21 protein-coding genes are annotated in these 26,919 nt (G+C 46.3%); 14 read left to right on the plus strand and 7 right to left on the minus strand.

What is annotated here, in order from left to right; translation table 11 throughout:
• Position 1 precedes the first annotated feature (1 nt).
• The 6 genes from ABUE30_RS09690 (at position 2) to ABUE30_RS09715 (ending at position 8,937) form a co-directional block, all read left to right on the plus strand.
• Positions 2 to 1,402, plus strand: coding sequence for an NAD(P)-dependent oxidoreductase (locus tag ABUE30_RS09690; RefSeq protein WP_408623547.1), 1,401 nt, complete (start codon positions 2 to 4; stop codon positions 1,400 to 1,402).
• Positions 1,395 to 2,720: an NAD-dependent dihydropyrimidine dehydrogenase subunit PreA gene (gene preA, locus ABUE30_RS09695; protein WP_408623548.1), complete on the plus strand. Its 1,326-nt coding sequence runs from the start codon at positions 1,395 to 1,397 to the stop codon at positions 2,718 to 2,720. Before ABUE30_RS09690 ends, preA begins: the two co-directional genes overlap by 8 nt.
• A 6-nt stretch (positions 2,721 to 2,726) precedes the next feature.
• Positions 2,727 to 4,172 (plus strand): dihydropyrimidinase, encoded by a 1,446-nt coding sequence (hydA, locus tag ABUE30_RS09700; protein WP_408623549.1) that lies wholly within the window; start codon positions 2,727 to 2,729, stop codon positions 4,170 to 4,172.
• Positions 4,173 to 4,201: 29 nt separating this feature from the next.
• Entirely contained in the window at positions 4,202 to 5,473 is a 1,272-nt protein-coding gene (locus tag ABUE30_RS09705; RefSeq protein WP_408623550.1) for a Zn-dependent hydrolase, read from the plus strand.
• A gap of 654 nt (positions 5,474 to 6,127) precedes the next feature.
• Positions 6,128 to 8,578: a putative bifunctional diguanylate cyclase/phosphodiesterase gene (locus ABUE30_RS09710; protein ID WP_408623551.1), complete on the plus strand. Its 2,451-nt coding sequence runs from the start codon at positions 6,128 to 6,130 to the stop codon at positions 8,576 to 8,578.
• Positions 8,579 to 8,649: 71 nt separating this feature from the next.
• The gene (locus ABUE30_RS09715) at positions 8,650 to 8,937 is read left to right on the plus strand and encodes a GNAT family N-acetyltransferase (protein ID WP_408623552.1); all 288 of its coding nucleotides are present in this window, start codon (positions 8,650 to 8,652) and stop codon (positions 8,935 to 8,937) included.
• A gap of 166 nt (positions 8,938 to 9,103) precedes the next feature.
• On the opposite strand, the gene ABUE30_RS09720 is transcribed toward ABUE30_RS09715, so the two are convergent.
• The gene (locus ABUE30_RS09720; protein WP_408623553.1) at positions 9,104 to 10,024 is read right to left on the minus strand and encodes an EamA family transporter; all 921 of its coding nucleotides are present in this window, start codon (positions 10,022 to 10,024) and stop codon (positions 9,104 to 9,106) included.
• Between the two features lie 1,152 nt (positions 10,025 to 11,176).
• Here ABUE30_RS09720 and ABUE30_RS09725 point away from each other — a divergent pair.
• Positions 11,177 to 12,271: a mechanosensitive ion channel family protein gene (locus ABUE30_RS09725; RefSeq protein ID WP_408623554.1), complete on the plus strand. Its 1,095-nt coding sequence runs from the start codon at positions 11,177 to 11,179 to the stop codon at positions 12,269 to 12,271.
• Positions 12,272 to 12,318: 47 nt separating this feature from the next.
• Here the strand turns inward: ABUE30_RS09725 and ABUE30_RS09730 are convergent, their stop codons facing one another.
• Positions 12,319 to 13,008, minus strand: coding sequence for an LrgB family protein (locus ABUE30_RS09730; protein ID WP_408623555.1), 690 nt, complete (start codon positions 13,006 to 13,008; stop codon positions 12,319 to 12,321).
• On the minus strand, positions 13,005 to 13,430 hold the full coding sequence (locus ABUE30_RS09735) for a CidA/LrgA family protein (protein ID WP_408623556.1): 426 nt from the start codon (positions 13,428 to 13,430) through the stop codon (positions 13,005 to 13,007). The genes ABUE30_RS09730 and ABUE30_RS09735 overlap by 4 nt, the downstream gene beginning before the upstream one ends.
• A gap of 135 nt (positions 13,431 to 13,565) precedes the next feature.
• Between ABUE30_RS09735 and ABUE30_RS09740 the strand changes: the two genes are divergently transcribed.
• Positions 13,566 to 14,456 carry a LysR family transcriptional regulator gene (locus ABUE30_RS09740; RefSeq protein ID WP_408623557.1) on the plus strand — a complete coding sequence of 297 codons (891 nt, stop codon included), beginning with the start codon at positions 13,566 to 13,568 and terminating at the stop codon, positions 14,454 to 14,456.
• Between the two features lie 22 nt (positions 14,457 to 14,478).
• On the opposite strand, the gene ABUE30_RS09745 is transcribed toward ABUE30_RS09740, so the two are convergent.
• Genes ABUE30_RS09745 through ABUE30_RS09755 form a run of 3 tightly spaced genes read right to left on the minus strand, consistent with a single transcriptional unit; the run spans position 14,479 to position 18,906 of the window.
• Positions 14,479 to 16,287: an ABC transporter ATP-binding protein gene (locus tag ABUE30_RS09745; protein WP_408623558.1), complete on the minus strand. Its 1,809-nt coding sequence runs from the start codon at positions 16,285 to 16,287 to the stop codon at positions 14,479 to 14,481.
• Positions 16,288 to 16,324: 37 nt separating this feature from the next.
• Positions 16,325 to 17,761 (minus strand): M81 family metallopeptidase, encoded by a 1,437-nt coding sequence (locus ABUE30_RS09750; RefSeq protein ID WP_408623559.1) that lies wholly within the window; start codon positions 17,759 to 17,761, stop codon positions 16,325 to 16,327.
• A gap of 8 nt (positions 17,762 to 17,769) precedes the next feature.
• The gene (locus ABUE30_RS09755; RefSeq protein WP_408623560.1) at positions 17,770 to 18,906 is read right to left on the minus strand and encodes an ROK family transcriptional regulator; all 1,137 of its coding nucleotides are present in this window, start codon (positions 18,904 to 18,906) and stop codon (positions 17,770 to 17,772) included.
• A 248-nt stretch (positions 18,907 to 19,154) separates the two neighbouring features.
• Between ABUE30_RS09755 and ABUE30_RS09760 the strand changes: the two genes are divergently transcribed.
• Genes ABUE30_RS09760 through ABUE30_RS09780 form a run of 5 tightly spaced genes read left to right on the plus strand, consistent with a single transcriptional unit; the run spans position 19,155 to position 24,187 of the window.
• Positions 19,155 to 20,702 (plus strand): ABC transporter substrate-binding protein, encoded by a 1,548-nt coding sequence (locus ABUE30_RS09760; protein ID WP_408623561.1) that lies wholly within the window; start codon positions 19,155 to 19,157, stop codon positions 20,700 to 20,702.
• Positions 20,703 to 20,725: 23 nt separating this feature from the next.
• Positions 20,726 to 21,646, plus strand: coding sequence for an ABC transporter permease (locus tag ABUE30_RS09765; protein WP_408623562.1), 921 nt, complete (start codon positions 20,726 to 20,728; stop codon positions 21,644 to 21,646).
• The gene (locus ABUE30_RS09770; RefSeq protein WP_408623563.1) at positions 21,646 to 22,512 is read left to right on the plus strand and encodes an ABC transporter permease; all 867 of its coding nucleotides are present in this window, start codon (positions 21,646 to 21,648) and stop codon (positions 22,510 to 22,512) included. Before ABUE30_RS09765 ends, ABUE30_RS09770 begins: the two co-directional genes overlap by 1 nt.
• Before the next feature lie 11 nt (positions 22,513 to 22,523).
• Positions 22,524 to 23,450 (plus strand): ROK family protein, encoded by a 927-nt coding sequence (locus ABUE30_RS09775; protein WP_408623564.1) that lies wholly within the window; start codon positions 22,524 to 22,526, stop codon positions 23,448 to 23,450.
• An 8-nt stretch (positions 23,451 to 23,458) separates the two neighbouring features.
• Positions 23,459 to 24,187, plus strand: a complete 729-nt coding sequence (locus ABUE30_RS09780; RefSeq protein WP_408623565.1) for a copper homeostasis protein CutC — start codon at positions 23,459 to 23,461, stop codon at positions 24,185 to 24,187.
• A gap of 252 nt (positions 24,188 to 24,439) precedes the next feature.
• On the opposite strand, the gene ABUE30_RS09785 is transcribed toward ABUE30_RS09780, so the two are convergent.
• Positions 24,440 to 25,399 carry an integron integrase gene (locus ABUE30_RS09785; protein ID WP_408623583.1) on the minus strand — a complete coding sequence of 320 codons (960 nt, stop codon included), beginning with the start codon at positions 25,397 to 25,399 and terminating at the stop codon, positions 24,440 to 24,442.
• 395 nt (positions 25,400 to 25,794) lie between these two features.
• Here ABUE30_RS09785 and ABUE30_RS09790 point away from each other — a divergent pair, with 395 nt between their 5' ends.
• Positions 25,795 to 26,667 carry a hypothetical protein gene (locus ABUE30_RS09790; protein ID WP_408623566.1) on the plus strand — a complete coding sequence of 291 codons (873 nt, stop codon included), beginning with the start codon at positions 25,795 to 25,797 and terminating at the stop codon, positions 26,665 to 26,667.
• The last annotated feature ends 252 nt before the right edge of the window (positions 26,668 to 26,919 follow it).

Consider the following 26,919-nt stretch of genomic DNA (forward strand, 5'->3'; position numbering starts at 1 on the left):
TATGACTCATCTTCATGCATCTTTGAACAAATCGGCTGAGCAGGACGCTGCGCCGTGCTCAAATGTTGGTCATCAACGTGAATTCTGTGACCATCCCCCCCCATTGTCGGTCGCAGCTGCTATGGCTGAAGCCAGCCGCTGCTACTACTGTTATGACGCGCCGTGTATGAATGCCTGTCCCACGCAGATTAATGTCCCGCAGTTTATTCAACGAATTAGCGAACATAATATTCGAGGTGCCGCACAGAGCATCCTATCTGCCAACGAGCTAGGCGGGATGTGTGCCAGAGTTTGTCCCACCGAAGTATTGTGCGAACAAGCGTGTGTTCGTCAAACACAAGAGCAAAAACCTGTTCAAATTGGGCGCTTACAGCGTTATGCAACGGATCAATATTTTGCTAATCCAGGTCAGCCGTTATTTCAGCGAGCTGCTGCAACGGGAAAATCCGTGGCAGTGGTGGGGAGCGGACCAGCTGGATTAACGGTGGCGCATCGCTTGGCCAGACAAGGGCATGCAGTCGTTATATTTGATGCGCGCCCCAAATTGGGCGGGTTAAATGAATATGGCTTGGCACGCTATAAAACATCAAGCGATTTTGCTCAAGCCGAAATTAAGTGGTTACTGTCGATTGGCGGGATTGAAGTCCGATGCCAGCAGACATTAGGTGAAACTATTCATCTGAAACAGCTGCAAGATGAGTTTGACGCCGTATTCTTGGGGCTAGGGCTCACGGCAGTGAATCCGCTCGGTATCGAATCACCCAAGCTTGCATCGGTGCGAGAGGCCGTAGATTTTATCGCCGATATTCGCCAAGCCGATGATCTCTGTGAAGTTGAAGTCGGACAACGCGTAATTGTCATTGGCGGCGGAATGACCGCAGTTGACGCTGCGGTGCAGGCAAAAAAACTAGGCGCCGATGAGGTAACCATGGTGTACCGGCGCGGCGAAGCGTCATTTAAAGCCTCACCCTATGAGATTAACTGGGCGCGACAAAATGGCGTCGTGATCGAGTGCTGGGCGCGGCCCGAAGCGATTATCATGGATGACAAGCTACAAGGGATGTCTTTTATTAAAACCACTGAAGTAGAAGGGCAGTTGCTGGATACCACAACGCGTTTCACTCTTGCGGCAGACATGTTGTTAAAAGCGATTGGACAGCGTTATCTGCCTTGGTCAGATGATCAGCATCCGGCACTGGAACAAGGGCGGATTGCCGTTGATGAACAGTGCCAGACCTCTATAGCTGGCGTTTGGGCTGGGGGCGACTGCGTGGCGGGCGGCGCGGATCTCACAGTGGATGCTGTGCGACTGGGTCAAATTGCGGCCCACTCAATTGACACGGCATTGCGTCTTGATAGCCGTTTATGTACCGCGATAGAACAGGAGCGTACCCATGGCTGATCTAACCTCTCGCTTTTTGGGAATTCATAGCCCTAATCCGTTTTGGTTGGCTTCGGCTCCGCCGACGGATAAAGAATACAATGTCGTGCGCGCTTTTGAAGCGGGTTGGGGTGGGGTGGTTTGGAAAACACTGGGGCTCGACCCGCATGTCGTGAATGTGAAAGGGCCTCGTTATAGCACGTTGCGCTCACCTGATCGCAATATTATGGGCTTGAATAATATTGAGCTGATTACCGACCGCAGCTTGGATGTCAATTTAGAGGAAATTGCTCGAGTCAAACGCAACTGGCCGGATCGGGCACTGATCGTTTCGCTGATGGTGCCCTGTGATGAAGAGTCTTGGAAATTTATACTCCCGCTAGTGGAACAAACTGGAGCCGATGGTGTTGAACTGAACTTTGGTTGCCCTCATGGCATGAGTGAGCGGGGGATGGGAGCCGCGGTGGGTCAGGTCCCCGAATACATTGAGATGGTCACACGGTGGTGTAAGCAGTATTGCTCGCTGCCGGTGATTGTCAAACTCACACCGAATGTGACCGACATCCGTTATCCGGCTCAGGCCGCCCAGCGCGGTGGAGCTGATGCGGTGTCACTCATCAATACCATCAACTCAGTGATGGGGGTTGATTTAAATGCGATGTTGATGAGTCCTCATACGGGCAATCAAGGCTCGCATGGCGGTTATTGTGGGCCAGCTGTCAAGCCGATTGCGCTGAATATGGTCTCAGAGATTGGCCGAACAAGCGAAACTCGCAATCTTCCTATTTCAGGCATCGGGGGGATCTCAACCTGGCGTGATGCGGCTGAGTTTATCGCGTTAGGTTGCTCCAATGTTCAAGTGTGTACTGCGGTGATGGTGCATGGCTTTCGCATCATCGACGATATGCTCAGTGGTCTGTCAAATTTCATGGATGAGGCGGGCTATACATCAATTGCGGATTTTTGTGGGAAGGCGCTGCCATCGGTAACTGATTGGCGCTATCTCAATTTGAATCACGTGAGTAAAGCCGTCATTAATCAGGCGAGTTGTATTCAATGTGGTAAGTGTCACATCGCCTGTGAAGACACTGCGCATCAGGCGATTACCCGCAGTAAAAATGGCCAGCGTTACTACGAAGTCAAAGAACAAGATTGTGTGGGATGTAACCTCTGTGTCTCTATCTGCCCGATTGAAGATTGCATTACTCTGCGTACGCTCGCCCCTGGTGAAGTTGACCACCGGACGGGTGAAGTGGTGCGAGCAGACTCTGCCAACTGGACGCAGCACCCCAATAACCCATTAGCCGAAGCGGATACTATCCGCCCTCTCGTAGAATAAGGAAATATGATGACGACACTACTAATCAAAGGCGGAATCGTAGTCAATGCGGACCGACAATTTCAGGCCGATGTGTTATGCGTTGATGGCGTGATTGCCCAAATTGATGAAACCATTTGTGCCCCTGAAGATGCACAAGTGATTGATGCATCGGGGCAATTAGTCATGCCAGGCGGGATTGATCCGCATACCCACATGAATTTCCCGTTTATGGGAACGACCACCGTGGACGATTTTTATAGCGGTACCAGCGCCGCATTAGCGGGAGGGACCACCACTATCATCGATTTTGTGATCCCGAATCCTCAAGAGCCACTCCTTGAAGCCTATCAAAAATGGCGTCGCTGGGCTGAATCAGCTGTGGCAGATTACAGCTTTCATGTGGCGATCACTTGGTGGGATGAGTCTGTCCGCCAAGATATGAAAACCTTAGTTGAACAACACGGGGTCAATAGCTTTAAACATTTTATGGCCTATAAAAACGCCATCATGTGTGATGATGAAACACTGGTCAATAGCTTTCGCCGCTCTTTGGAACTAGGGGCGATGCCAACCGTGCACGCTGAAAATGGTGAGCTGGTCTATCTGTTGCAACAACAGGTCAAAGAGATGGGCATCACCGGTCCAGAAGGTCATCCTCTATCGCGCCCAGCGATGGTTGAAGCAGAAGCGGCAAATCGGGCGATTGCGATTGCAGATGTGATTGGAGTGCCGATTTATGTCGTGCATGTTTCCTGTCAGGAATCAGCGGATGCGATCGCGCGAGCGCGTGCTCGCGGGCAGCGGGTTTATGGTGAAGTATTGGCGGGTCACTTAGTGATTGATGACAGTGTTTATCGGGACCCAGATTATACCCAAGCTGCCGCGCATGTGATGAGCCCACCGTTTAGACCGAAACATCACCAAGAAGCGTTATGGACAGGTTTACAGTCGGGCCAATTGCATACCACCGCAACGGATCATTGTACCTTTTGCGCGGCGCAAAAAGCCGCTGGCGCTGATGATTTTGCCAAGATCCCCAATGGTTGTGGCGGGGTTGAAGAGCGTATGGCGGTGATCTGGGATGCTGGGGTTGGCACGGGACGGTTAACGCCAAGTGAGTTTGTGGCAATTACATCAGCCAATGCCGCTAAGCTATTTAATATCTACCCGCGCAAGGGCTTGATTGCTGTGGGCTCAGATGCCGACCTCGTGATTTGGGACCCGCAAGCTAGTCGCACTATTTCGGCCAAAACTCATCACTCCAACAATGACTTTAATGTGTTTGAAGGGCGCACAGTGACCGGTATTCCCTCTCACACAATCAGTCACGGCAAAGTGGTTTGGGCCAATGGTCAATTACATGTTGAAAAAGGCGCGGGTCACTATATTAAACGGGCTGCCTTTGGCGACAATTTCACGGCCAATGCAACGCGTCAGCAACAGCTAACACCGACCGCCGTTAAACGTTAATGCACCATAACAGTTCAAGGATTATAACCATGGATACAGCGACACAGACAAATTCTACAGCTATGAATATTGACACACTACGAATTAATGGTGAGCGAATTTGGCAATCATTAATGGATTTGGCCAAAATTGGTGAAACGCCTAAAGGTGGGGTTTGCCGATTAACTTTAACTGAGACCGACCGCCACGGTCGGGATTTGGTGATTAGCTGGGCAAAAGAAGCCGGATTATCGGTAACAATCGATAAAATTGGTAATGTGTTTATGCGCCGAGACGGTTGCAATAATGAACTCCCACCGATTATGGCGGGGAGCCATATCGATACCCAGCCAACGGGAGGCAAGTTTGATGGTAATTTTGGTGTGCTGGCTGCCCTTGAGGTTATTCGTACTTTGAACGATCACAATATTACCACTGAAGCGCCAATTGAAATGGTGTTTTGGACTAATGAGGAGGGATCGCGGTTCGTGCCAGTGATGATGGGCTCGGGGGTCTTTGCCGATCAATTTTCATTAGAACATGCTTATGCGGCGACCGATATAGATGGGAAGACGGTCAAAGATGAATTAACCAAGATTGGCTATGTCGGTGAGCAGGAACCGGGTGATCATCCGTTTGCGGCTTATTTTGAAGCCCATATTGAGCAAGGGCCAATTCTTGAAGATGAAGAGAAAGTGATTGGTGTCGTGCAAGGGGTATTAGGGATACGCTGGTATGACTGCGTGGTCACAGGAATGGAAGCTCATGCTGGCCCCACACCCATGCATTTGCGCCAAGATGCCATGCAAGTCTCTGCCAAGATCATGCAAGAAGTAGTAGCGATTGCGCTTCGTGTCGGTGAGCATGGCCGCGGTACGGTAGGTATGGCGCAAGTTTATCCCAATAGCCGTAATGTGATCCCCGGTCAGGTTACATTTTCAATTGATTTTCGCAATATGACCGATGAACTGGTTGACGAAATGGACACGCAATTGCGTGAATTTACCGCGGATCTGGCCAAACAGACTGGGCTGCGTATCGACCTCAAATTGGTGTCAAACTATAAAGCGGCGCCTTTTCATCCAGAGTGCAAAGACGCGGTACGCAATGCAGCTGAAAAACTTGGTTATTCGCATATGGATATTGTCTCTGGCGCTGGGCACGATGCGGTGTATATGTCTGAACTCGCGCCCACAGGGATGATTTTCATCCCGTGTAAAAATGGCATCAGTCATAATGAAATTGAAGATACTAAACCATCCGAGGTTGAAGCTGGCACGAATGTATTGTTGCATGCGATATTAGCTCGCGCGCTCTTGTAGCTTTATCCCAAAGTGCCCCTCATTGGGGGGCCTTTGGTCTTTGTTCGGGTGAAGTCTTAACAGGTTCATCAATATTTGTGTTAGATTCCGGCTTCCCTTAACCTTTCATCAATTTGTCTTCGTGTGTAGAATTTATTAGCCCTCATTAAATTCAGCAAGCGGAACAAAAATTGAAACATTGTTTTGTATATCTATCTACTATATTATCGGTAGCGGATCTTACTAAAAACAACTCGTTATGATCGTCCAATCGCTAATGAGGCGCTTTGCGTCATAACTAAATATCTCATTTTGTCAAAAACTCGAGTCAACCAAGCAGTATAGGATGCGACAACGTTTGTTTTGATCTATCCAATTGATGCTCGCTTAGAGTGGTGTGATGAGTGAGGCATCTTCATTGACTGTTAGGCAACATTAATTAACCTTAATGGCACAATGTCTGAATAATTAATTATCTTTATTATCAATTATATATGAAATTGTAAGATATGTATATAACTTGGGTATATATGTTGTTTCAACAGGTTATTTGAAGTAGATTAATGGCCTTTAAGCTAGTATTTTTAATAGCTTAATAAAATGGAGAGACGAGTTAGTTGTGCAAGGTATGCATTATAGAATTATTGACGTGAGTGTGAAGCAGGTGATGGAGTGATGCGTCGATTGTCATTGAGTATTATAATTCCTGCGTTGTTACTGCTGATACTCACTGGCGCACAAATATTAATGACTTTTGAGTCATTAAGTCATCGCCAGTATCAGTTAATTGATGGAAGTCAACGGCATATGCTAGAAGTCGCTGAGCAGCTACAGCATATTCTTCCCGTTTTACTTAGGCAACAACCACCGAATACGAAATTGGTACAGCATGTCTTTCATTTAGCCATTGCCAAACAACTATTTAATGATATTTTTATCATCGATAGTGATCAACATGTACTGATTCATTCGAATGTTTTAGCGCCAAGTGCAAGAGCGTCTGACGCCTCTTTACCTATAGATCCTGATGCAGTGATGCAGATGCAAAAAACGGGTCAATATCAATGGCGTCAGTTTAATCATCAATTAACTGGATCATTATACATTCCATTAACTGCGTCTTATAAACAGTCGCCCACCGCAGAGTTGTTATTACTCCAATACAATCTACGTCCGAGCTGGATGTCATTGCGTGTCGAAATTTTAAAAAAGGCACTTTGGCAGTGGCTTATAGGAGTTGCCTCAGTTTTTCTGATTTATTTGTTGATACGTCGTTGGTTAGTTCGGCCGTTACGTGCGTTTTCGGTGATCAACACAGAGACATATCGTGCACCCAAGGGGCGTGGCGAAATTGCTGAGCTCAGTCAAATTTTCACTAATTTAACACATGCATTACACCATTCTCGAAGTAAGGCCCATCAGGATGAAAAAAGATGGCTGTTTGCAATGGATGGGGCCACAAATGGTATTTTTGATTGGGATTTTGCCACCAATAAAGTGATTTATAATCGCCAATGGGCGGCCATGTTGGGAATTGAATACGAGGATCTTGAAGCAAATCTCAGCGGTTGGCAACAGTATATTCACCCTGACGATCGTGATGAAACACTGAATGAATTACGCTTTTATATTCAAGGGCAACGCCCTATCTTCGAATGCGTCCATCGTTTGGTTTGTCCATCAAATGAGATCTTATGGGTCGCAGCTCGGGGCATGATTGTCGAATATGATGAAGAGGTGCCGCTGCGTATGATTGGCTCATTTTCCAATGTCACAGAGTTTCGCCAAACTCAAGATCAGTTACGTTATCGCAGTAGTTATGATGAAACCACCGAGGTGGCTAATCGGAGCAAATTATTACAAGAATTAGACTTAGCCATAGAGAGCCATTCGAAGAGTAAATCATATGGTGGATTACTCTATTTTGATATTGATGATTTTAAAAATGTCAATGATCTGTTTGGCCATCACATTGGCGATATCATTTTAAAGAAGGTGGCACAGCGCTTACAAAAATCGTGTCATTATAAACAGTTAGTTGCACGTATTAGCGGTGATGAATTTGCTATATTAGTCACAGAACTGGGCCCTCATCGACAAGAAGCTGTCCGTCAAATTTTAATGCTCGCACATCAATTTCGCGCTGGGCTTTGTCGTAGTTTTCTTGTGCGTGGGAGTGAGGTGAATTTTACCGCTACAATTGGGATTGCGCTTTTTCCTCACCAGTCAGATAGTGCCTATGAAATTTTTCGCCAAGCGGATATAGCCCTCTATCATGGAAAAGAAACAGGCCGTTCTGGCGTGCACTTTTTTATCAAAGAGATGGCTAATAAAGTCCATAAACGCCATGAATTACAGCTCTTGATGCCCAAAGCAATGGCGAATAATGATATGGTTCTTTACTATCAACCACGCTTTAATGATCAATATCAGATGGTGGGAGCGGAAACATTACTGCGCTGGTTTGACGAGCAGCAAGGCTGGCTGTCGCCCGGCTACTTTATTCCGATTGCTGAAGAGTCCGGTTTTATTGTAACGCTGGGTGAATGGGTGATGCGTGGCGCATGTCGCGCCCTGAAAAAATGGCAAGATCGCGGTTTACCTGATTACTTCACTACATTTTCGGTGAATGTCAGCCCAAAACAGTTCCATCGTAGTCGATTTGTCCAAGATACGATTGATATTATTCGCGAGGAAGGTTGTGATCCGCGATTAATTGAATTAGAGATCACTGAAGGTGTGCTGGTGACGAATGTTGAAGAAACGATCCAGAAACTTCAGCAATTACGCGACTATGGTGTGCGTTTCTCAGTGGATGATTTTGGTACGGGTTACTCATCGTTGGCCTATCTGACTAAACTGCCGATTAACTGTCTGAAAATTGATAAATCGTTTGTGGATGAAGTCGTCTCCAGTGGTTCAAGTGGCGCCATCATCACGACAATTATTGCGATGTCAGAGAATTTAGGGCTGGAAGTTATTGCCGAAGGTGTTGAAACATCTTTCCAGATGCAATTTTTAAAATATCGCGGCTGTCATGTTTATCAAGGGTTTTTGTTTAGCGAGGCGCTCGAGCCAGAGATCTTTGAAAATCTACTGTTTCAAGATCAACGACTTCGGACATAAGATAACCCGATAGATGTTAGTCGTAACAGATTGATAGATAGTCCGTCAATCAGTGCCTTGTTGCCATTTAGATGCATCATGCTAGATTCAGAAATCAGGCGATAGTCGCATGTCAATGTGTCACGATAGTATGGCTACTTCCAAAATCAAAGGGGAAGGAGTATGCCAAAGAGGCATCAATCGCAGCTGTTGCTTATGCATATAACGAATTGGGCTGGTGTAAAGTCGAAACGTATATGCACGATTCAAATGATTCGGCGAGGGTGTTGGTTAAACGACTCGGTGGCATTCAATCAGGACGGCATAAATTTCATGATGGTTTAAGTCGTAACATTTACATCATTCCAAAACCAGCCTGATAAAAGCGGGCAGTTACTGTTGCCCCGCTTATGCGCTTCCTTCGTCAGTATAATGCAAGACTCAGCTTAGCTGACGGTTCAATGGCTTCCATCAACCTACTTTATCAGCGTTTTTGCACCTGTTATCGCGACACCGATATACCCTAGTCAGCGCGAAAAGATGAATTTACAGGCGGTTCGATACATTGACCGGCGGCGTTGAACGGGCCCTTAACAGACGGGCACCAAATACATTAAATACCAGTGCAATCCCAACAATAGCGGCGCCAACAAGTTGCTGGGTGCTTAGATGTTCATTGACAAATACAGCCGCACTGACAAGGCCTACAACGGGAACTAACAGTGTCAATGGGGCAATTCGCCATGTTTCATAACGACTCAGTAAGCTTCCCCAACATCCATAGCCCAGCATTGTGGCAATCACTGCCAGATAGAACAGTGCTAAAATATTATGCCATTGGATATGCACGAGACTGGTATAAATCGTCGAAGTGCCTTCAAATATAACGGAGCTCAAGCTAAAAGCGAGCAATGGCACTAAGGCACTCCAAACCACTAGTGACATTATCTTCACCGAATAACGAGCCATGATCACTTTATTGGTAATATTTCCGATCCCCCACGAGGCAGCAGCGCCCAAAATGAGCAACAAGGCAGGGAGCGTAAATGAGTTTTGATAATGGCTATGCGATAGACCAATTAAGGCGATGCCAATGGCCGCGATTGCCATGGCCAGCAGATTATGTAGGCGAAGGGATTCTTTGAGCAATACCGCGCCAAATAAGAGGGTGAAAAATGCCTGCGCCTGCAAAATTAATGAGGCAAGCCCGGCAGGCATCCCTAATTTGATCGACAAAAAAAGTAATGAAAACTGGCCAAAACTAATGCTCAAGCCATAACTGACTAACCAACGCAGCGGCAGTTTGGGTGGTGCGATAAAAAATATCGCAGGGAATGCAACACAGGCAAAGCGCAGCCCTGCCAGTAGTAATGGTGGCATTCCTTCTAATCCTACTTTGATGACAACAAAATTTACTCCCCATGCGATGACAACAGCAAGAGCGAGTAGCATATCTTTAATGGGCATCTCATGGATTCCTTTCACATGATTATTTGGTAGTTTTAGATAATGTATGATGGTTTAAATATCAGCCTAGAAGATGTAATCTACATGTAATGTAGATGCATCGCTAGTGTTCATTTCACCATAATGAGTAAAGCGTCGCCCAGATATCAGATATCTTGCAGCGATTTTTTCCCTTTGAGGATGATGCCATTATTTCCATCGGAGTAGTCCCTATATGATGGCACTAGAATCAACACCAATCGCAGTAGGAATACTCAGCGCATCCCTTATTCGCTATTGTGGTTTGATAATGTTAGGACTAGTCAGAATGATAAGCACCATATTGTACAACAATCATTCACATTACGGTGTAATGCACTATTGAGCCGTGCTAGAGTCATCATCCTTAACTCCTAGTGGCATTCGGATGATGATACTTTTCCAATCATTTTGTAACCAATTGATCACTGAGGCATTGCACATTTTCTCCTGACCCTAGCCAATATTACTTCAAAAAAGCTATTGTCCGCTAAGCTAATGGTTTTTCCGCCAACCCTACCTGCATACCTTGCACAGTGAGGACCGGCTAGCTTGGTTCAAGCAGGCATTGAGCAACATCCGACAAAAACTGCGCTCAATCATGATTGTCTTTAGCGTTGAGATATTCATATAATCCTCGGCATGCTATAAACAAAGTGATTGATTCGGACATGCTGATGTTTTGCGGTTGAATCTGATGCGCCATGAACGGATTTTGAACATCTAGTGAGAAAAAATTCATTTTTAAGTAACCCCAATGATAGCGATAAAAAATTATCTTGATTTAGATGAATCAAGGCCGCCTTTGGCCACAAATTAATGGGCCACTGCTGTGGTATGGTGTCCGCAAGTAAATCGCGCTGCGCTGCTTTATATGCATCTTTAGTTTGCTTTAATCACTATGACAAACGTCAGCATTGCTTAAGTCTATCGGGAACGGATAGGCATATTAATATTTTTGTGTTTAGTTGTTGGCTATTTTGATTCGATCATTGCGACGTGGGAGGCTCAGCCCATTGAAATCAAGCTAAGAAGGGCGTCCATCTACAGCATCATGATGGTTATAAATTTAGATTGGGTCAGTCTTTAGTCTTCTTTAGGACTGAAGTTCTACCGATAGGAGACAATGAAAATATGACTGATATAGTCAGTTGGGGACATGCACAATTTGGTCGATTAACCCATTTATTAGGGCAAGGATGGGCCGTTGAAGCATTGTGTATTATTGTAGCAACTTTATTCGTCACGCTTTGCTGGCGCTTATTGGGCAAGCGCATCGTTAAATTCGCCGAACATTCTCAAACCCATTGGGATAATATTCTTTGGGATGCGCTTAATGGCCCTATGAACTGGTTTATCCTGCTGATGGGGTTAAGTTTAGTGGCTGAAAGCGTGGCCGAGCGCATAGATTCTAACTTGTCAGCTTATCTTCCCGTTGTGCGTCAAGTTCTATTAGAGGTCTTGTTTGCGATTGCCGCGTGGCGAGTCGCCAATAGTGGCGAAGATGAGTTTATTAGTCGAGGCCGAGATGCCACCACCGTGCAAGCGATGGCGAAGCTTATCAAAGCGTCGGTCATTGTCATTGTGCTGCTGACCGTTTTTCAAAGTCTTGGATTGAGTCTTTCCGGATTACTCGCTTTCGGAGGCTTGGGTGGTTTGGTGATTGGGATGGGTGCCCGCGATCTGATCGCTAACTTTTTTGGGGCGGTTGTGGTGTATCTGGATAAACCGTTTCGGGTGGGTGATTGGGTTCGCAGTCCCGACCGGCAAATTGAAGGGACCGTCGAGCGCATTGGTTTTCGGGTCACGAAAATTCGAACCTTTGATCAGCGACCTTTATATGTGCCCAATGCGGTGTTTACTCAAATCTCGGTAGAGAATCCCTCTCGAATGCTGAATCGGCGAATTTATGAAACCATTGGTATCCGCTATCAAGATTCAGCACAGATGCAACAGATCGTGGATTCGGTCAAAGAGATGTTGCAGGCGCACGAGGCCATCGATACCAACAAAACATTAATGGTGAATTTTACCGCATTTGGTACGTCTAGCTTAGATTTCTTTATTTACGCCTTTACCAAAACTATTAATTGGGCGGAATATCATCAAATCAAACAAGATGTGTTATTACAGATTTTAGCGATTATTCATCAGGCTGGGGCTGATTGCGCCTTTCCAACACAAACATTGCATATTGAGTCGTTACCTGAAAGGGCTGAACCGGCCTAATAATGGTCAGAATAAGCCCTTTACGCGAAACAATGTGTTGATACGAACTACCAAAAAAGCCGACCCACTAATGGCGCAATACAAACGGTAATCACCCCTGCGAGCATCATAATGATACTGGAGGTGACGCCTTCAGTATGGCCGATTTGATAGGCCTTTGCAGTGCCAGCACCATGGGCACAGGCGCCGAGACTGGCGCCTTTGCCTAGTCTTGAGCGAATTGACATCGCCGTTAGAATTAGTTCGCCAATAGCCATGCCAAATACCCCAGTGATCACCACAAACACGGCGTTTAAATCAGTTTTTCCACCAATGAGCCGTGTTGCCTGTATCGCAAATGGAGTCGTGATTGAGCGCATGGCTAGACTGCGTTGTAAAATTTCGGACAAATGGAATAATCGGGCCAGTGCGATCGTGCTGCTGACGGCAACACAAACCGAGACACACACGCCAACCGAGAGCGATAACCAATGCTTATGGATTAATTGCCGTTGATCGTAGATAGGGATAGCAAAAGCCACTGTCGCTGGGCCTAACATCCACAATAGCCAGTGGGAATCTTGAATGTAATCCAGATAGGGGATACGGAAAAGCAATACGACCGCTAGAATCAGCAATGGGGCTAATAATAACGGCATAAATAAGATGGAAGGTTTTTTCCCATAAAGCCACTTACTTAGAAAATACAAAAAGATCGTTAGGACAAAGCAAAATGAAGAGATCCATGGGTTGATCATAAACGGCTGCCTCGTTTATTCGCTGCATTTTGTAGACTGCGGCGACGGGCTAGCTTGACTTCAATATGGTGCATTTTGTCAACGACCCAGCTAGTTGAAATAATTACACATAAAGTACTTAAGCAGATGACTGACACAATCTGTAAGCCGTGTTGGCGAACCAATTGTGGATAATTCACCACGGCCATAACGGCGGGGACAAAAAAGAGTAACATTTCAGCTAATAACCATGTTGCCCCAAGGCGGAGCCAATTAGGACGAATAATTTTGGCAAATACCAATATTAACAACAGGCACATTCCAACTAAGTTAGATGGCACGGGAATATGGAAATAATGGACAAAAATGTTAGCAATCATCCAGATCACGACAATGAGTAGGACTTGCCAGCAAGTGAGTATAAACGTCTGAAACCGCAGCATTTAAAGTAACAACTCTGATATGTGTTTGTGAAGTGAGTCACAGTATAAGCAGTTACAAACTAGTCAGAAAATGAATTTTTTTTATTTAAAGTATGCCACTATAGAATAGTTTTAAACCGAGATAGTGATACGATTATGGACCTTCGCGCATTACGTTATTTTGTTGAATTAGTGAAGCAAAAAAGCTTTACGCGGGCCTCAGAACAGCTGTTTGTGACACAGCCGACGATCAGTAAAATGATCAAGAGCCTTGAACAAGAATTAGATCTGCCACTGCTCCATCGGCAAGGGCGGCGATTTTGGCTTACCGATGCCGGCGACGTCGTCTTTAAAAATGCACAAAGCATCCTTAAACAAATGGATGAACTCGCCGCGCAGCTTGATGATCTTAATGAACTGCGCAAAGGCCAGTTAAAAGTAGGAATACCGCCGATGGTTGGTCATCTGTATGCTCAGTTAATTCGTCAATATCGACAAGCCTATCCCGATGTTGAATTAACTATTTTGGAATACGGTGGGCGAAAAATAGAGCATGCCGTGTTAGACGGTGAAATTGATATCGCGATTACGATGATTTCTGAATACATTCAGGAGCACCTTAACACCTTGCCGTTTACCAGTTATCCACTATTAGCTGTGTTACCCGATGAGCCTCGTTGGCAGCAAAAATCAAAGGTCTGTTGGGCTGATTTGGCCGCCGAGCCATTTTATTTGTACACCAAAGAATTTACCTTAAGTGAAGTGATTCAACAGGCCTGTCAAAAGGCTGGTTTCAAACCACAAGTTTTAGCGCGTAGCAGCCAGTGGGACTTTCTAGTCGCCTTGGTGAAAAGTGGCGGTGTCGCTTTTCTACCGCAACCGCTTTTTCAGCAGATGGATGCCAGAGGCGTGATTGGCCGCGCAATTGAACCCGCCATTGATTGGAACCTCGGTGTCATTTGGCCGGCGGATCGCTATCTATCAAGGGCGGCGCAAGCTTGGTTGCAATTATGTTATCCATTGCAGCATCGCTCATCAGGCAACTAACCTTCGCGGGCCTCAGTCCTATTTAATGTTGCATCACCCAATGCTGATCGCTGACTTGTCGATAATGGCGCTGTGGCGGTTGGTAGTTGTTATCGCGGATCGGGCTTTTTAGTTCATCGACACTTAAGTGGCGTTTTAAATGACGCTGCGCCGGATCGGCAATTGGAACCGCAGCGAGTAATTTTTGGGTGTATGGATGTTGCGGGTTGCTAAAGATCGCTTGGCGTGGACCAATTTCGACAATTTCGCCAAGATACATCACCGCCACTCGGTGACTAATACGCTCGACAACCGCCATATCATGGGAGATAAAGAGATAGGCTAGATTGTGCGTTTGTTGCAGGTCCATGAGTAAATTTACCACCTGTGCTTTGACGGATACATCAAGTGCTGACACGGATTCATCGGCAATAATGAGCTTCGGGTTAAGTGACAAAGCTCGGGCAATGGCGATGCGCTGGCGCTGGCCACCGGAAAATTCGTGCGGATGACGTTTGAGCATGTCACCACTTAGGCCCACTTGCTCAATAAGCTCTAACGCTCTCTTTTTGGCATCACGTTTACTGGCTAATTGATGTTCAAGAAGTGGCTCAATGAGCGTTTCTTCAATGGTCATGCGAGGATTTAGACTGGCAAATGGATCTTGAAAGATAAACTGAATATCTTGGCGCATTCGCCGCAGTTCTGCTTGGCTTAGTTGACAGACGTTATAGCCGTTAAATTCAATCTCCCCGTGCAAAGGCTCAACTAGTCGCATCAACGAGCGGCCCGTCGTCGATTTACCGCAGCCCGATTCACCCACCAACGACAGCGTTTCTCCTGGGGTCAAAGTAAAGCTGATATTTTCTACGGCATGCACGGCCGCAGTTTGTCGTGACCAAAAACCACTATGGATAGCAAATCGGGTCGTCAAGTTGGAAACTTTAAGTAGGGGCGGTTTCTTGTTGGGTAACGGAGGCTGCGGTGAAAATAACTGCACCTGACCATTGCTATCAATTTGTGGAAATTTAAGGGGTTCTGCGCAGTCGGTCATTGAGCCCAGTTTGGGCACAGCATTCAGTAACATCCGAGTGTACTCGTGCTTGGGGTTGGCAAATAGCGCAGCGGTGGTATTTGTCTCAACCAACTCACCGCGATACATCACCAAGGTGCGATCTGCGACCTCCGCGACAACGCCCATGTCGTGGGTAATAAATAAAACCGCCATCCCTTCTTCTTGTTGCAGTGTCTTGATCAAATCAAGAATTTGACCTTGAATCGTCACATCCAAAGCGGTGGTTGGTTCATCAGCAATTAACAACTTAGGGCTGAGTGCCAGTGCCATCGCAATCATCACCCGTTGACGCATACCGCCAGAGAATTGATGGGGATAATCATCAAAGCGGCTAGCGGCATTGGGAATGCGCACTTTTTTAAGAAGTTCCACGGTATGCTCGCGCGCCTGTTTTTGGTTTTCACCACGATGGACTTGCAACAACTCAGCAATTTGTTCACCGATGCTAAAAGCGGGGTTGAGCGAGGTCATCGGTTCTTGAAAGATCATCGCAATTTGATTGGCCCGGATCTGTTGCATCTGCGCATCATTGAGGGTGGTCAGCTCTCGCCCCTCGAGTTTAATACTCCCTTGTACACGGCTACGGCGCGGATTTAAAAGTTGCATGATAGATAACGAGGTGACGCTCTTACCCGAACCTGATTCACCAACAATCGCTAGGGTTTCGCCTGGATAAATGCAAAATTGAATGTTATTGAGCACCGCTTTCCAGCGATGACCATCGCGAAAACTAGTGGTTAAATCGCTTACTTGAAGAATCGGTGCCAGTTCAGTCATGCCTTATTCCTTGATGATTATGCGATGAGCTAGATGGTTAGTGAGGAGTCCGAACGCTGTAGTGCAACTTAGGCGTATAGTTAAAGTCTCTATCAAAGGGGAAAGTTGGGTGGACTTTACGCGCGCGAGTCAGTCGCTCTACATATTGGTCCACGACACCTTCAGATAACGCCATCAAATTGGGGTTAGCTAACGGGGCTAGATCGGGGGACAAATAACCAGATTTAACGACTAAAATACCGAGATGGTTGACGTCAATACCAAGCTGGGCAAAATCTTCAAGATTATGATAAGGGCGGCGACGCTCGGCAACGACAACGTCAATACCGTCAATGCGTAGTACGGCTTGGCGGGCGTTGAGTGGTGTTGCTGGGATTAAGCGTATGACGGTAAATTGGCCATGAACATGTTGACCCGTCGGATCAAGACTTGCCCCAATCGTGAGCGTTAACTGTGCGCCAATACCGGCCTCAAAGGCAGCTTGGGTTGCATTGGCATCGGCAATTCCGGCGACGACGGTATCGGTCGCTTGTTGGGCAATTAACTCGGCGAGTAGATCGGCGCGATCACCCACACCACCACCGGTCGGGTTATCACCTGAATCGGCTAAAATGACCGGATGAGTACGGCTGGCTATCGCCCAACTGACACATTCGCTGACGCTACCGGTTTGACAACCAAAACAAAATGACTCACGCGCCTGCCAATACCGATTGGCCAAATAAGTGCCCTGAAATTCCAATGCGTTAGCGTTAGTTCCGGTCATGACGACTGCGGCGGTAGCGCGTGGCTCATCAGCCCATACATAGCCAACTAATAAGGAACTATCCCAAATGCCATCGATGGCATCGATACTGGGCAGCTCAGCATAAATACTTTTCGCCGGTTCATCTTCAGTACTAGTTTGTTCACCAGAAAGCACGACTGGAATGGGGCACCATAATAGTTTTGGGCGCACCCCAGTCGAAATACTTTGTACGAGCATGGATACCGAACGGCGCATCGTTTGTTCAATATCAATATGCGGTGCCGTGCGATAGGTCGAGAACATATCGATGTGATCGATAATCTTTTGTGTGACGTTACCATGCAGGTCGTAGCTGACACTGATGGGGCAATCAGCGCCGACCAACTCACGCGTCGCACTTATCCAATCGCCTTCAGCATCCGTCATGCCTTCGACATACATGGCGCCATGCATGGCAAGATAAACCCCATCCACCGGCAGGGCTGCTGCTAATTTAGTTAAAAAATCCTGCTTAAAACGTTGATAGGTGCCTTGCGCGACTGGCCCGCCAGCAATTGCCCGCGCATGTACCGTTGGGATAAATTCTGCTGGATAATCGTTTAAGAACTGAAAATAGGTATTGGCTAATAACTGCTCATCTTCGGTGATGCGAAAGTCATCCCGATGGTTGAGTACTGGATTATAAGTACTGCATTCAATATGAATGCCGCCAACAGCAATGCGCATAGCGTTCCTCACTTATTCAATGGTTGGTGCAAAAATTGATGGATAGCGACACTGGCAGCTGCATGTGTCCAGATCTGTGGATGCAGCGCGAATGGGCAAATTTGAATTTTACTTGCCAAATCAGGCAGAACATGTGTATCGATACTCTGTTTAACTAACGTGGCAAATAGGCCGTTAAAACAGTCGGGATGATGGGCAATCAGCACACTTTGTGGGTCATTGAGTTGAATGACGTGAGCAATCGCCAACCCCAGAGCATTCCCAGCACGATGCAATATCCCAATAGCGGTGCTGTCTCCGGTCATAGCTAACCCTTCCAATGCGGGAATGGTTGTTTGGCTGAGTCCGTGACGCGTCGCATTTTCGCGAATGGCGATCAACGAAGAAACCGTATCTAAGCAGCCTCGTTTGCCGCAGCGACATGGCAGCCCGTTTAGTTCGATGGTGGTATGAGCGATTTCACCTGCCCCGCCATGAGCGCCGCGATATAGTTGACCATGAATAAACTGAGCCGAACCGATTCCATCGCTATGGGTCAATAAAGCGAAGTTGTTCACATCACGAGCTAATCCAAACAAGTGCTGATGGATAGCCAATGACTTCGCATCATTTTCCAAATAGATTGGTAATTGCACATGCTGCTGTAATAGCTGCACTAGGGCGACATCACTCCAACCGAGTAAGGTTGACTTAATACAGTGATCGCGCGTCTTATTAATGACCCCTGACAGGGCAATCCCTACCCCTAAAACGGCTGAAATATTCACGTGAGTTTGCGCTAGCAACGGTTCGATATGGGACGCAATGTTTGCGGCTAATTGCGCAGGTTCACGGACAAATTCAAATGCAATATGTGCTAGGGGCCGGTCGGCTAAATCAACGAGCACTAATTCAACTTGCTCGCCTAATAACGAAACGCCAATAAAAAAATAACGGTCAGAACATACGGTCAAAAGCACCGACGGTCGGCCTTGTCCATTGACAGATGGGAGTGATTCGACCACCACGTGTTGGTCAATAAGCTTTCGCACCAAGTGACTCATAGCCGCTTTACTGACGTCCATCTGTTTCGCCAATTCTGTACGGCTTAGCCCATCTTCGGCATGAAGCAAACGAACAATTTGTTGTTGCTGCGCATCTAACATATTTAATCTTTTTTTATTCGGTATGACTTGACAATAATGTTTGGAAATGAATAAATCAACTAAATATTTTTAATAACATACAAAAAGAGGCTTAATTAGTTAATTTAGTAAACTAAACAATGTAAATATAACCATAATAAATTGTATTTAGTGTTTTATTTGAGTTTTGAAGCGAAAAACAGAATATTAATCATTCAATTAGTTTTATATATAAATTAATTAAGAATAAATGACTGGTGAGGGATACGATGCAACATACAACAGACCCCCGATGGGGAACCAAGCTTTTGCGTGGAAGTGGCTTATTGTTATTAGTTGTTCCGCAATTTGTCTGGGCAGCGACCGTGACGATTATGCAAAGCGAGCCGCCGCGAAGTATGGACCCAGGCGATCAAACGGCAACCTATACATCGAATATTCTTGACCCAATGTATGAAGGGTTAGTGCGGATGAATACACAAGGAAAAATTATTCCGGCACTGGCGACTTCTTGGCAAAAAAATAAAGATGGAACGCTGTGGACTTTTAAATTGCGTCCTGACGTGAGCTTTCAAGATGGCACGCCATTTAATGCCCAAGCGGTGGTTTATAATATTGATCGTCATTTAGATAAGTCGCGTGGTTTAGCGGCCAGCGGTCGATTACGAAATGTCGTCGCGTCGATTGAAAAAACTGGGCCATTGACTGTTACTTTTCATTTAAAACAAACATTTCCTACCTTTTTAAATCTGATGACTACGGGTGCGGCGATGATGGTTAGCCCGAAAGCTGATAAAGCAGGCACACTTGGCATGCATGCTGATGGGACAGGCCCTTATCAATTTGTTCAATATAAAACGGGTGAATATGTTTTAGAAAAACGCAATCCGCATTATTGGGGCAAAGTCCACGGCGCTGATGAATTAAAATGGACGTGGAGTAGTGAAATGTCTGTTATGAATATGGCCGTGCAATCGGGTGAGGCGGATATTATTAATCCCGTTCCGCCACAGTTTGCTAAGTTACTCAAGGCAAACCCGACTATTTCGCTGCATCGCTCGCCTGGCGCAGCCGTTTTCTGGGTGGCTTTAAATACTCAGATGAAACCGCTGAATAAGCTTAAAGTGCGCCAAGCACTCAACTATGCGACCAATCGCAGCGCTTTAGTGCGCGCTATCTCGTTTGGTTACGCTGAGGCGGCTAACTCACCACTGCCAACCATTGCCCCCGGTTATGATGCCAAACTTAATGACTACCCCTATAGTGTGAGCAAAGCCAAAGCACTACTAAAAGCCGCAGGCTACCCCAATGGTTTTCGTATGACCATTGCCGTGCAAGCGCCTGATGCCCGCACCGCGCAAGTATTGCAAGCGATGTGGAAAAAAATCGGTGTGACTTTGGATGTTAAACAGATGGAAAGCGGTGTGTGGACCAAAGCGGCCTTTGCTGATGCGAAACAAAAACAACAGATGGACATTGGCTCGGTGTTGGCGTCATGGTCTTCGGGCTTAATTGGCAACGACCTACAACTGCGCCCATTGTATGACTCACAAAGCTTTGCGCCAGATGGGGCTAACTTGGGATTTTATAAAAATCCACAGGTCGATCAATTGATTGATAAGGCCGCTTCAAGCTTAGATACGCGCCAACGCAATCAAGATTATGTCAAGTTGCAACAGCTGATTAGCCGTGATGCACCGCAAGTGCTTTTGTACTATCAAGATGACCTTTATGCTACTCGTAAGAATGTCAAAGACGTCGAGATGGTACCAGGCGGTAGCCTAGTGGTGCGTAACGCTAGTAAAACAGCTCGTTAGGTCGACCCGATGATGGAGCGGTTATGAAGTTATACATTGCCAAAAAACTGTTGTCGTTTCCGCTTATCTTGCTGGGGATCTCGTTAGTGGTATTTATCGCGATTCGTTCATTACCGGGTGATCCTGCCCGGTTAATGGCTGGCCCGCAAGCGACCCCCGAAGCGGTACAAGATATGCGCGTCCGACTGGGGTTAGAAGAGCCATTGCCGTTGCAATACTGGCGGTTTATCCAAGGTGCGGTACACGGTAATTTAGGGGTATCACTCCAGTCAAAACAGCCAGTGATGGCTGAGATAGGTGAACGACTTCCTTATACATTAGCCTTGGCGTTCTTAAGCTACTTACTTGCCATTGTTGTTGGCGTTCCAGCTGGGATGCTCGGCGCGGTGTATCAGCATCGCTGGGTTGACCAAGTGGTGATGATTTTAGCCATTACGGGCGCTTCAATTGCCAACTTTTGGTTAGCGTTAATTGCTATGAACACCTTTGCCGTACAGCTCGGTTGGGTTCCATTATTAGGCGCTGAGTCTTGGCGAAGCTATATTTTACCGACACTGACATTAGCTATTTTCCCTATGGCCGTGGTTGCGCGTATGACTCGCTCAGGGGTCATTGATGTTTTGTCGGCTGACTATATTCGCACCGCCCGCGCCAAGGGGTTAGCCCCGCGGCGAATATACTGGAAACACGCATTTCGTAACGCCCTGGTGCCGATTGTAACCATCGTTGCGCTTAATTTTGGCAGCTTGATTGGCGGGGCCGTGGTCACCGAGTCAGTCTTTAACTGGCCCGGAATAGGCCGGCTGCTGGTGGATTCAGTGCGTTATCGCGATTATCCAGTGATTGAAGGGGTGACCTTAGTCGCTGTTAGTGGCGTAGTTTTGATGAACTTGCTTGGCGAAGTTCTGATTGGTTTTTTAAATCCCAAGATTAGGTTTAATTAATGTCTCTTGCACAAACAAAACAAACACAAACCAGTGACCGGCTGCAGGTGCTACGGTATTGGTTGGTGACGCATCCAAGTATCTTAATTGGCGGTGGGTTAGTGGTGGCAATTGTGATAGCGGCACTTGGCGCCCCTTGGCTGACTCACTATGCACCTGATGCCCAGGATTTACTCAATACCTTGCAAGGGCCATCGACTGCCCATCTATTTGGCACCGATGATTATGGTCGAGATATTTTTACACGGGTGATTTATGGTGCTCGAATCACCGTGTTTGAAGTCGTCCTCAGTGTGGGGTTGTCGTTAGTGGTGGGCGTTCCACTTGGCGTTATTGCAGGGCTTGGACATCGCTGGTTGGATCAGATCATCATGTGGGTGATGGATATTATTTTTGCCTTTCCCGGTATTGTGTTGGCGATTTTGATCGTTAGCGTGCTGGGCGAAGGATTAATTAATATGCTGATTGCGATCTCTATTTTCTCGATCCCAGTTTACGCTCGTTTGAGCCGTAATTTGACCCTTGATTTGAAAACCATGGAGTACGTTGAAGCGGCCCATGCTTTAGGGGTGCGCCACTCTCGCATTATCAGCCGTTATATTATTCGCAATGCCATCGGCCCATTAATTGTGCAATCGACCCTTACCGCTGGGAGCATTGTGCTCGCTGCCGCCAGTTTGTCATTTTTAGGGTTAGGTGTGCAGCCACCGATGCCAGAGTGGGGGACCATGATGAGCGATGGTCGTAACTTTTTAGGGCTCGATATCTATTTGTCGTTGTTTCCCGGATTAGCTATTCTCGTGACCGTTTTAGGATTTAACATTTTAGGTGATGGTCTGAGCGATCTGCTCGACAGCCGCTCATAGTAAGGAAAGATATGCAGTTACAGCCCGTTATCTGTGCGGATATTGGTGGTTCATTTATTAAGTTTGGCGTTTCAACTGCCTTTGGACAGGTACAATTTTTAGAACAACGGCCTAATCCCGCGACAGATTGGCAAGCCCTTTGCCACACGTTAGCTGAACTTATTACCTGTCATCGCAGCCAGTATCCTGATGATGCCCCTGTTGCGATATCGACCACAGGCGTGGTTGACCGCCAGCAAGACCGCGTGACGGCTGGCAATATTTCAGCCTATCAAGGCCATCGTATTCAGTATGAGCTGAGCCAATGCCTAGGCAGAGTGGTGCGCGTTGCCAATGATGCCGATTGTTTTACCTTAGCCGAGGCGCTGGTGGGCCATGCCCGCGAGCAACCGATTGTGCTGGGCGCGATCATCGGTACGGGGATTGGCGGCGGCTTAGTGATCAATGGCCAGATTATTGAAGGGCGCAATGGCATTACAGCCGAGTGGGGCCATGCACCGATTACTCGCACAGTGATTACCATTAATCACCAACCCATCACGATTGCACGCCAACCCTGTGGTTGTGGTCAAACTGGTTGTTTAGACACCCTTGCTGGGGCGCGTGGTTTAGAGCGCTTACACCAGTTGTTACACCATCAAACCCTCGATAGCCGAGCGATCATAAAGCATTGGCATGCAGGGCAGTTACAAGCGAGCCAAACCATTGACGGGTGGCTACAAATTATCAGCGAACCATTGGCTTACACCTTGAATATTTTAGGCGCATCACGGGTTGTCGTTGGCGGAGGGCTTGCTGAAGAAACGGCATTGATTCGTCAGCTAGACCGTGCTGTTCGACTGCTTACTTTAACTGGCACCGAACAGCCGCTGATTGTGCCGGGCAAATTTTATCAAGATGGTGGCCTAATTGGCGCCTCATTACTGGTTCGTCAATAGGAGTAACCATGCGTACACTGGAAGTTTGTTGTTATGGTTTAGATCAAGCCCTGATAGCCGAGCAGGCAGGGGCTCACCGCATTGAGCTGTGTGCCGCTAGTCAAGAAGGGGGAATTACCCCTTCATTCGGAACCCTCAAACTTGCCGAAGCACAGCTTAGCGTGCCCACCATGGTGATGATCCGCCCCCGAGGCGGTGATTTTTGTTATAACGAAGCAGAGCTTGCTTGCATGCTAGAAGATATCGCATTAGTGCGCGAATTAGATCTCGCTGGCGTGGTCTTCGGTGCCTTAAATGTGAACGGTGAACTGGATATACTGGCGATGACACGGCTGCTGGATGCTGCCAAGGGGCTTTCAGTGACCTTTCATCGAGCCTTTGATATGTGTCAAAACCCGCAGCGAGTCTTTCAGCAGTTGGCTGATATGGGGGTTGATCGCATTTTAACCTCTGGCCAGCGCCCCAGTGCACTTGAAGGTTTAGATCTACTTAAACAACTCCACGCCTGTCATGGCCCCATCATCATGCCCGGTTGCGGCATTCGTATGAGCACCTTAATGCCATTGATAGCGGCTGGGTTTAATGAGTTTCATTCTTCAGCTAGTTGCCAAGTTCCTTCCCCTATGCAGTTTATTAATCCCAATGTTGCCATGAGCCAACATGCCAGTGACGAATATTTACGCCAACAGATTGACCCTGCGCAAATCAGCCAGATGACACAATGTCTGATGAGTTAGGCGATCATCACCTTTATGTTATTTGGTGCACCAACTCACAGTGGATTAAGTCATTTATATGCAAAATCATTCTTTTGTGCGATTGCACGATAAGTTATTACTCAGTTATGCTTAACGAGCGCAGTCTAGCTGCGTCTTAAATCCTTAACTGGTGCGATGCCGTTGTTTGCCGCCAGTGGCGGTAGCGTGGTTGAAGGCGCCATGCTAGAGCGTTGTTAGAACTTAATCATTTTATAGCATCGTGAAAAAGTGCTACAGCCTATCTAATGGGCTGGTTACGCCTGCATAATGTTCCCCTAGTATATGCGTATAGATCTGGGTTGTTTTCACATCATTGTGCCCTAACAGTTCTTGAACAGAGCGAATATCGCTGCCTTGGGCCAATAGATGTGTAGCAAATGAATGACGAAACGTATGACATCCTACTTTTTTAGGGATCTGTGCTTGTATGACCGCACGATGCAGCGCCTTTCGTATGATACTGCTGTGAATATGATGCCGACATAAAGTGTGAGTGACAGGATGTATTGATGTTGCCGGGCTTGGGAATATAAACATCCAGCCAGGTTGGCGAAAGGCAGTTGGGTATTTGCGGCTTAAAGCCCCAGGAAGTGAAGGCCCGAATCCTTGGCTGTTATCCTGCTTTTGTAAAGCCAATACCTCATTGATGCGTTGTTTGAGCTGCGGAGCGCACTGGCGACTGAGCAATGTTTGTCGATCTTTATGGCCCTTGCCGTCTCGCACTGTTATCGCTAAATGTGTTAGATCGACATCTTGCACCCGCAAACGTAAGCACTCACTAATACGCAAACCACTCCCATAGAGCAGTTTAATCACCAAGGTGGGTAAGTCAGCCAAGTTGGCAAGAATATGCCCAATTTCGGTTGGGGTGAGAACCACCGGTAGTTGCCGCTGCTTGGTTGCTAGTTGAAACCCCATATCGCCTAATTCAACATGCAGGTATTTTTGATAGAGAAAGGCCAATGCATTGAGCGCAACCTTTTGCGTGTTAATCGCAACATGACGTTGATTGGCTAAAAAAGATAAAAATGAGATAACCTCAGCGGAGCCCATTGTTTCAGGGTGCTTTTTGTGATGAAAAAGAATGAACGACTTGATCCAGTACAAATAACTTTTTTCAGTGCGGATACTGTAACCACGAAGCCGAATATTACGCCGCACCGCTTCTAAAAAAGGGCTTTTTTCCATAATAATCACTATTGATAAAATACTGTATAAATAAACAGTATTATCTTTTTGTTGATAATTGCAAGCTCATTTTCACTCTTGATAATGCGCGTTTTGCAGCAGTGTGATAATAAATATATGATATAAATCATTATGTTATGATTTTTGCTTGGGGAGATATTGCGCAACACAAAGAGAGAAAATGCGCATGCGCATTTATCGCCCTAATATATTTTACCAAACAAGACTTAACTGTATGATAGTTAGGTAAAAACAGCTTGCTCACTTTGTCCCCAAAGGGGTAGGATTTGAGCATGCTTCATATAAAAATGTTAGGTGCAAAATATCGCATAGCATACTTGTTTTCTTGCATATAAGCCTGCATCTTAGATATGGATATTTAATCGTAAGGACATTACATGGAACAATACAGCCTTCAATTATCTTCAGTAAAACATACAGCACCAGATGGAATCGAAATGGGAGTAATGAATAATGGTACTCCATACCTTGGTGCTCGTGGTTTAGCCGCTTTATGTGGGGTCGCACCAAGTGTAATCATTACACTTGTGAAAGATTGGCAGACAGATTTGCGCTTTAAACCTCGTGGGCAGGTGATCGAGAAGCTAATTATTGAGCAAGGTGGTGACCCTAATATTTTATATGTCCCGATTAATATCGAAGGTAAAACTTACCATGCAATAAATGATGTTAATTGTATGGCAATTCTTGAGTATTACGCCTTTGATTCACAAACACCTCAGGAACAAGCCAAACTCAACTACCGTAGTCTCGCTAAACTAACTCTTCGAACATTCATTTATGAGCGAACAGGCTACAATCCATCCGATTCTCTGCCTGAATCTTGGAAAACATTTCATGAACGTATCACCCTTAATGAATTGCCTTCTGGTTACTTTAGCGTCTTTTCTGAAATTGCGAATCTGGTGATCTCTGGCATTAGAAACGGAATGACGTTTGATAGCAGCACAATGCCCGATATTAGTGTTGGCCAGGCTTGGGGTAAACACTGGAGTGGAAGCAATCTTGATGAAAAATATGGTCTTCGTAGAAAACATCTGCATGTATTCCCTGAGGATTTTCCGCAGAAAGATCCAATGGCATGGATTTATCCTGTCGAGGCCTTAGGTGAGTTCCGTCGCTGGATGGACGATGTCTACGTTACAGAAAAATTTGGTGCATACTTGACCAATAAAGCCAAAAAAGGTGGCTTGAACAATGTAAATATTCCAGCATTGGTTCAGGCCGTACAGCCTGTACGACTAAACTGATCAAGGTGTCTTGCACCTAACAAAGCATTTAAGAGGGACAGCCAACGCGTGGCATTTTTATTATGCGTTGGTTTTTGTGATTACGGTGTTATGCGGAAAGTTGGTAGTAGCGTTGGCTGCCCCTTAATGCGGCGTTAAATTACAAGGATAGTTCAGTGGAAATAAAGGAAATTCATTCAACCTCTAGCGTCTCAGTTCAATTAAATTCATTGCTTATAGATTGTGTTGAGAGTGGTGCTTCAGTTGGCTTTT

It is taken from the genome of Celerinatantimonas yamalensis (assembly GCF_046054155.1).
GTDB lineage: Bacteria > Pseudomonadota > Gammaproteobacteria > Enterobacterales > Celerinatantimonadaceae > Celerinatantimonas > Celerinatantimonas yamalensis.

Excerpts from the sequence above, each read along its gene's own strand:
- ABUE30_RS09690 (WP_408623547.1), top strand. The coding sequence starts at position 2 with ATGACTCATCTTCATGCATCTTTGAACAAATCGGCTGAGCAGGACGCT.
- preA (WP_408623548.1), top strand. The coding sequence starts at position 1,395 with ATGGCTGATCTAACCTCTCGCTTTTTGGGAATTCATAGCCCTAATCCG.
- hydA (WP_408623549.1), top strand. The coding sequence starts at position 2,727 with ATGATGACGACACTACTAATCAAAGGCGGAATCGTAGTCAATGCGGAC.
- ABUE30_RS09705 (WP_408623550.1), top strand. The coding sequence starts at position 4,202 with ATGGATACAGCGACACAGACAAATTCTACAGCTATGAATATTGACACA.
- ABUE30_RS09710 (WP_408623551.1), top strand. The coding sequence starts at position 6,128 with ATGCGTCGATTGTCATTGAGTATTATAATTCCTGCGTTGTTACTGCTG.
- ABUE30_RS09715 (WP_408623552.1), top strand. The coding sequence starts at position 8,650 with ATGCATCATGCTAGATTCAGAAATCAGGCGATAGTCGCATGTCAATGT.
- ABUE30_RS09720 (WP_408623553.1), bottom strand. The coding sequence starts at position 10,024 with ATGCCCATTAAAGATATGCTACTCGCTCTTGCTGTTGTCATCGCATGG.
- ABUE30_RS09725 (WP_408623554.1), top strand. The coding sequence starts at position 11,177 with ATGACTGATATAGTCAGTTGGGGACATGCACAATTTGGTCGATTAACC.
- ABUE30_RS09730 (WP_408623555.1), bottom strand. The coding sequence starts at position 13,008 with ATGATCAACCCATGGATCTCTTCATTTTGCTTTGTCCTAACGATCTTT.
- ABUE30_RS09735 (WP_408623556.1), bottom strand. The coding sequence starts at position 13,430 with ATGCTGCGGTTTCAGACGTTTATACTCACTTGCTGGCAAGTCCTACTC.
- ABUE30_RS09740 (WP_408623557.1), top strand. The coding sequence starts at position 13,566 with ATGGACCTTCGCGCATTACGTTATTTTGTTGAATTAGTGAAGCAAAAA.
- ABUE30_RS09745 (WP_408623558.1), bottom strand. The coding sequence starts at position 16,287 with ATGACTGAACTGGCACCGATTCTTCAAGTAAGCGATTTAACCACTAGT.
- ABUE30_RS09750 (WP_408623559.1), bottom strand. The coding sequence starts at position 17,761 with ATGCGCATTGCTGTTGGCGGCATTCATATTGAATGCAGTACTTATAAT.
- ABUE30_RS09755 (WP_408623560.1), bottom strand. The coding sequence starts at position 18,906 with ATGTTAGATGCGCAGCAACAACAAATTGTTCGTTTGCTTCATGCCGAA.
- ABUE30_RS09760 (WP_408623561.1), top strand. The coding sequence starts at position 19,155 with ATGCAACATACAACAGACCCCCGATGGGGAACCAAGCTTTTGCGTGGA.
- ABUE30_RS09765 (WP_408623562.1), top strand. The coding sequence starts at position 20,726 with ATGAAGTTATACATTGCCAAAAAACTGTTGTCGTTTCCGCTTATCTTG.
- ABUE30_RS09770 (WP_408623563.1), top strand. The coding sequence starts at position 21,646 with ATGTCTCTTGCACAAACAAAACAAACACAAACCAGTGACCGGCTGCAG.
- ABUE30_RS09775 (WP_408623564.1), top strand. The coding sequence starts at position 22,524 with ATGCAGTTACAGCCCGTTATCTGTGCGGATATTGGTGGTTCATTTATT.
- ABUE30_RS09780 (WP_408623565.1), top strand. The coding sequence starts at position 23,459 with ATGCGTACACTGGAAGTTTGTTGTTATGGTTTAGATCAAGCCCTGATA.
- ABUE30_RS09790 (WP_408623566.1), top strand. The coding sequence starts at position 25,795 with ATGGAACAATACAGCCTTCAATTATCTTCAGTAAAACATACAGCACCA.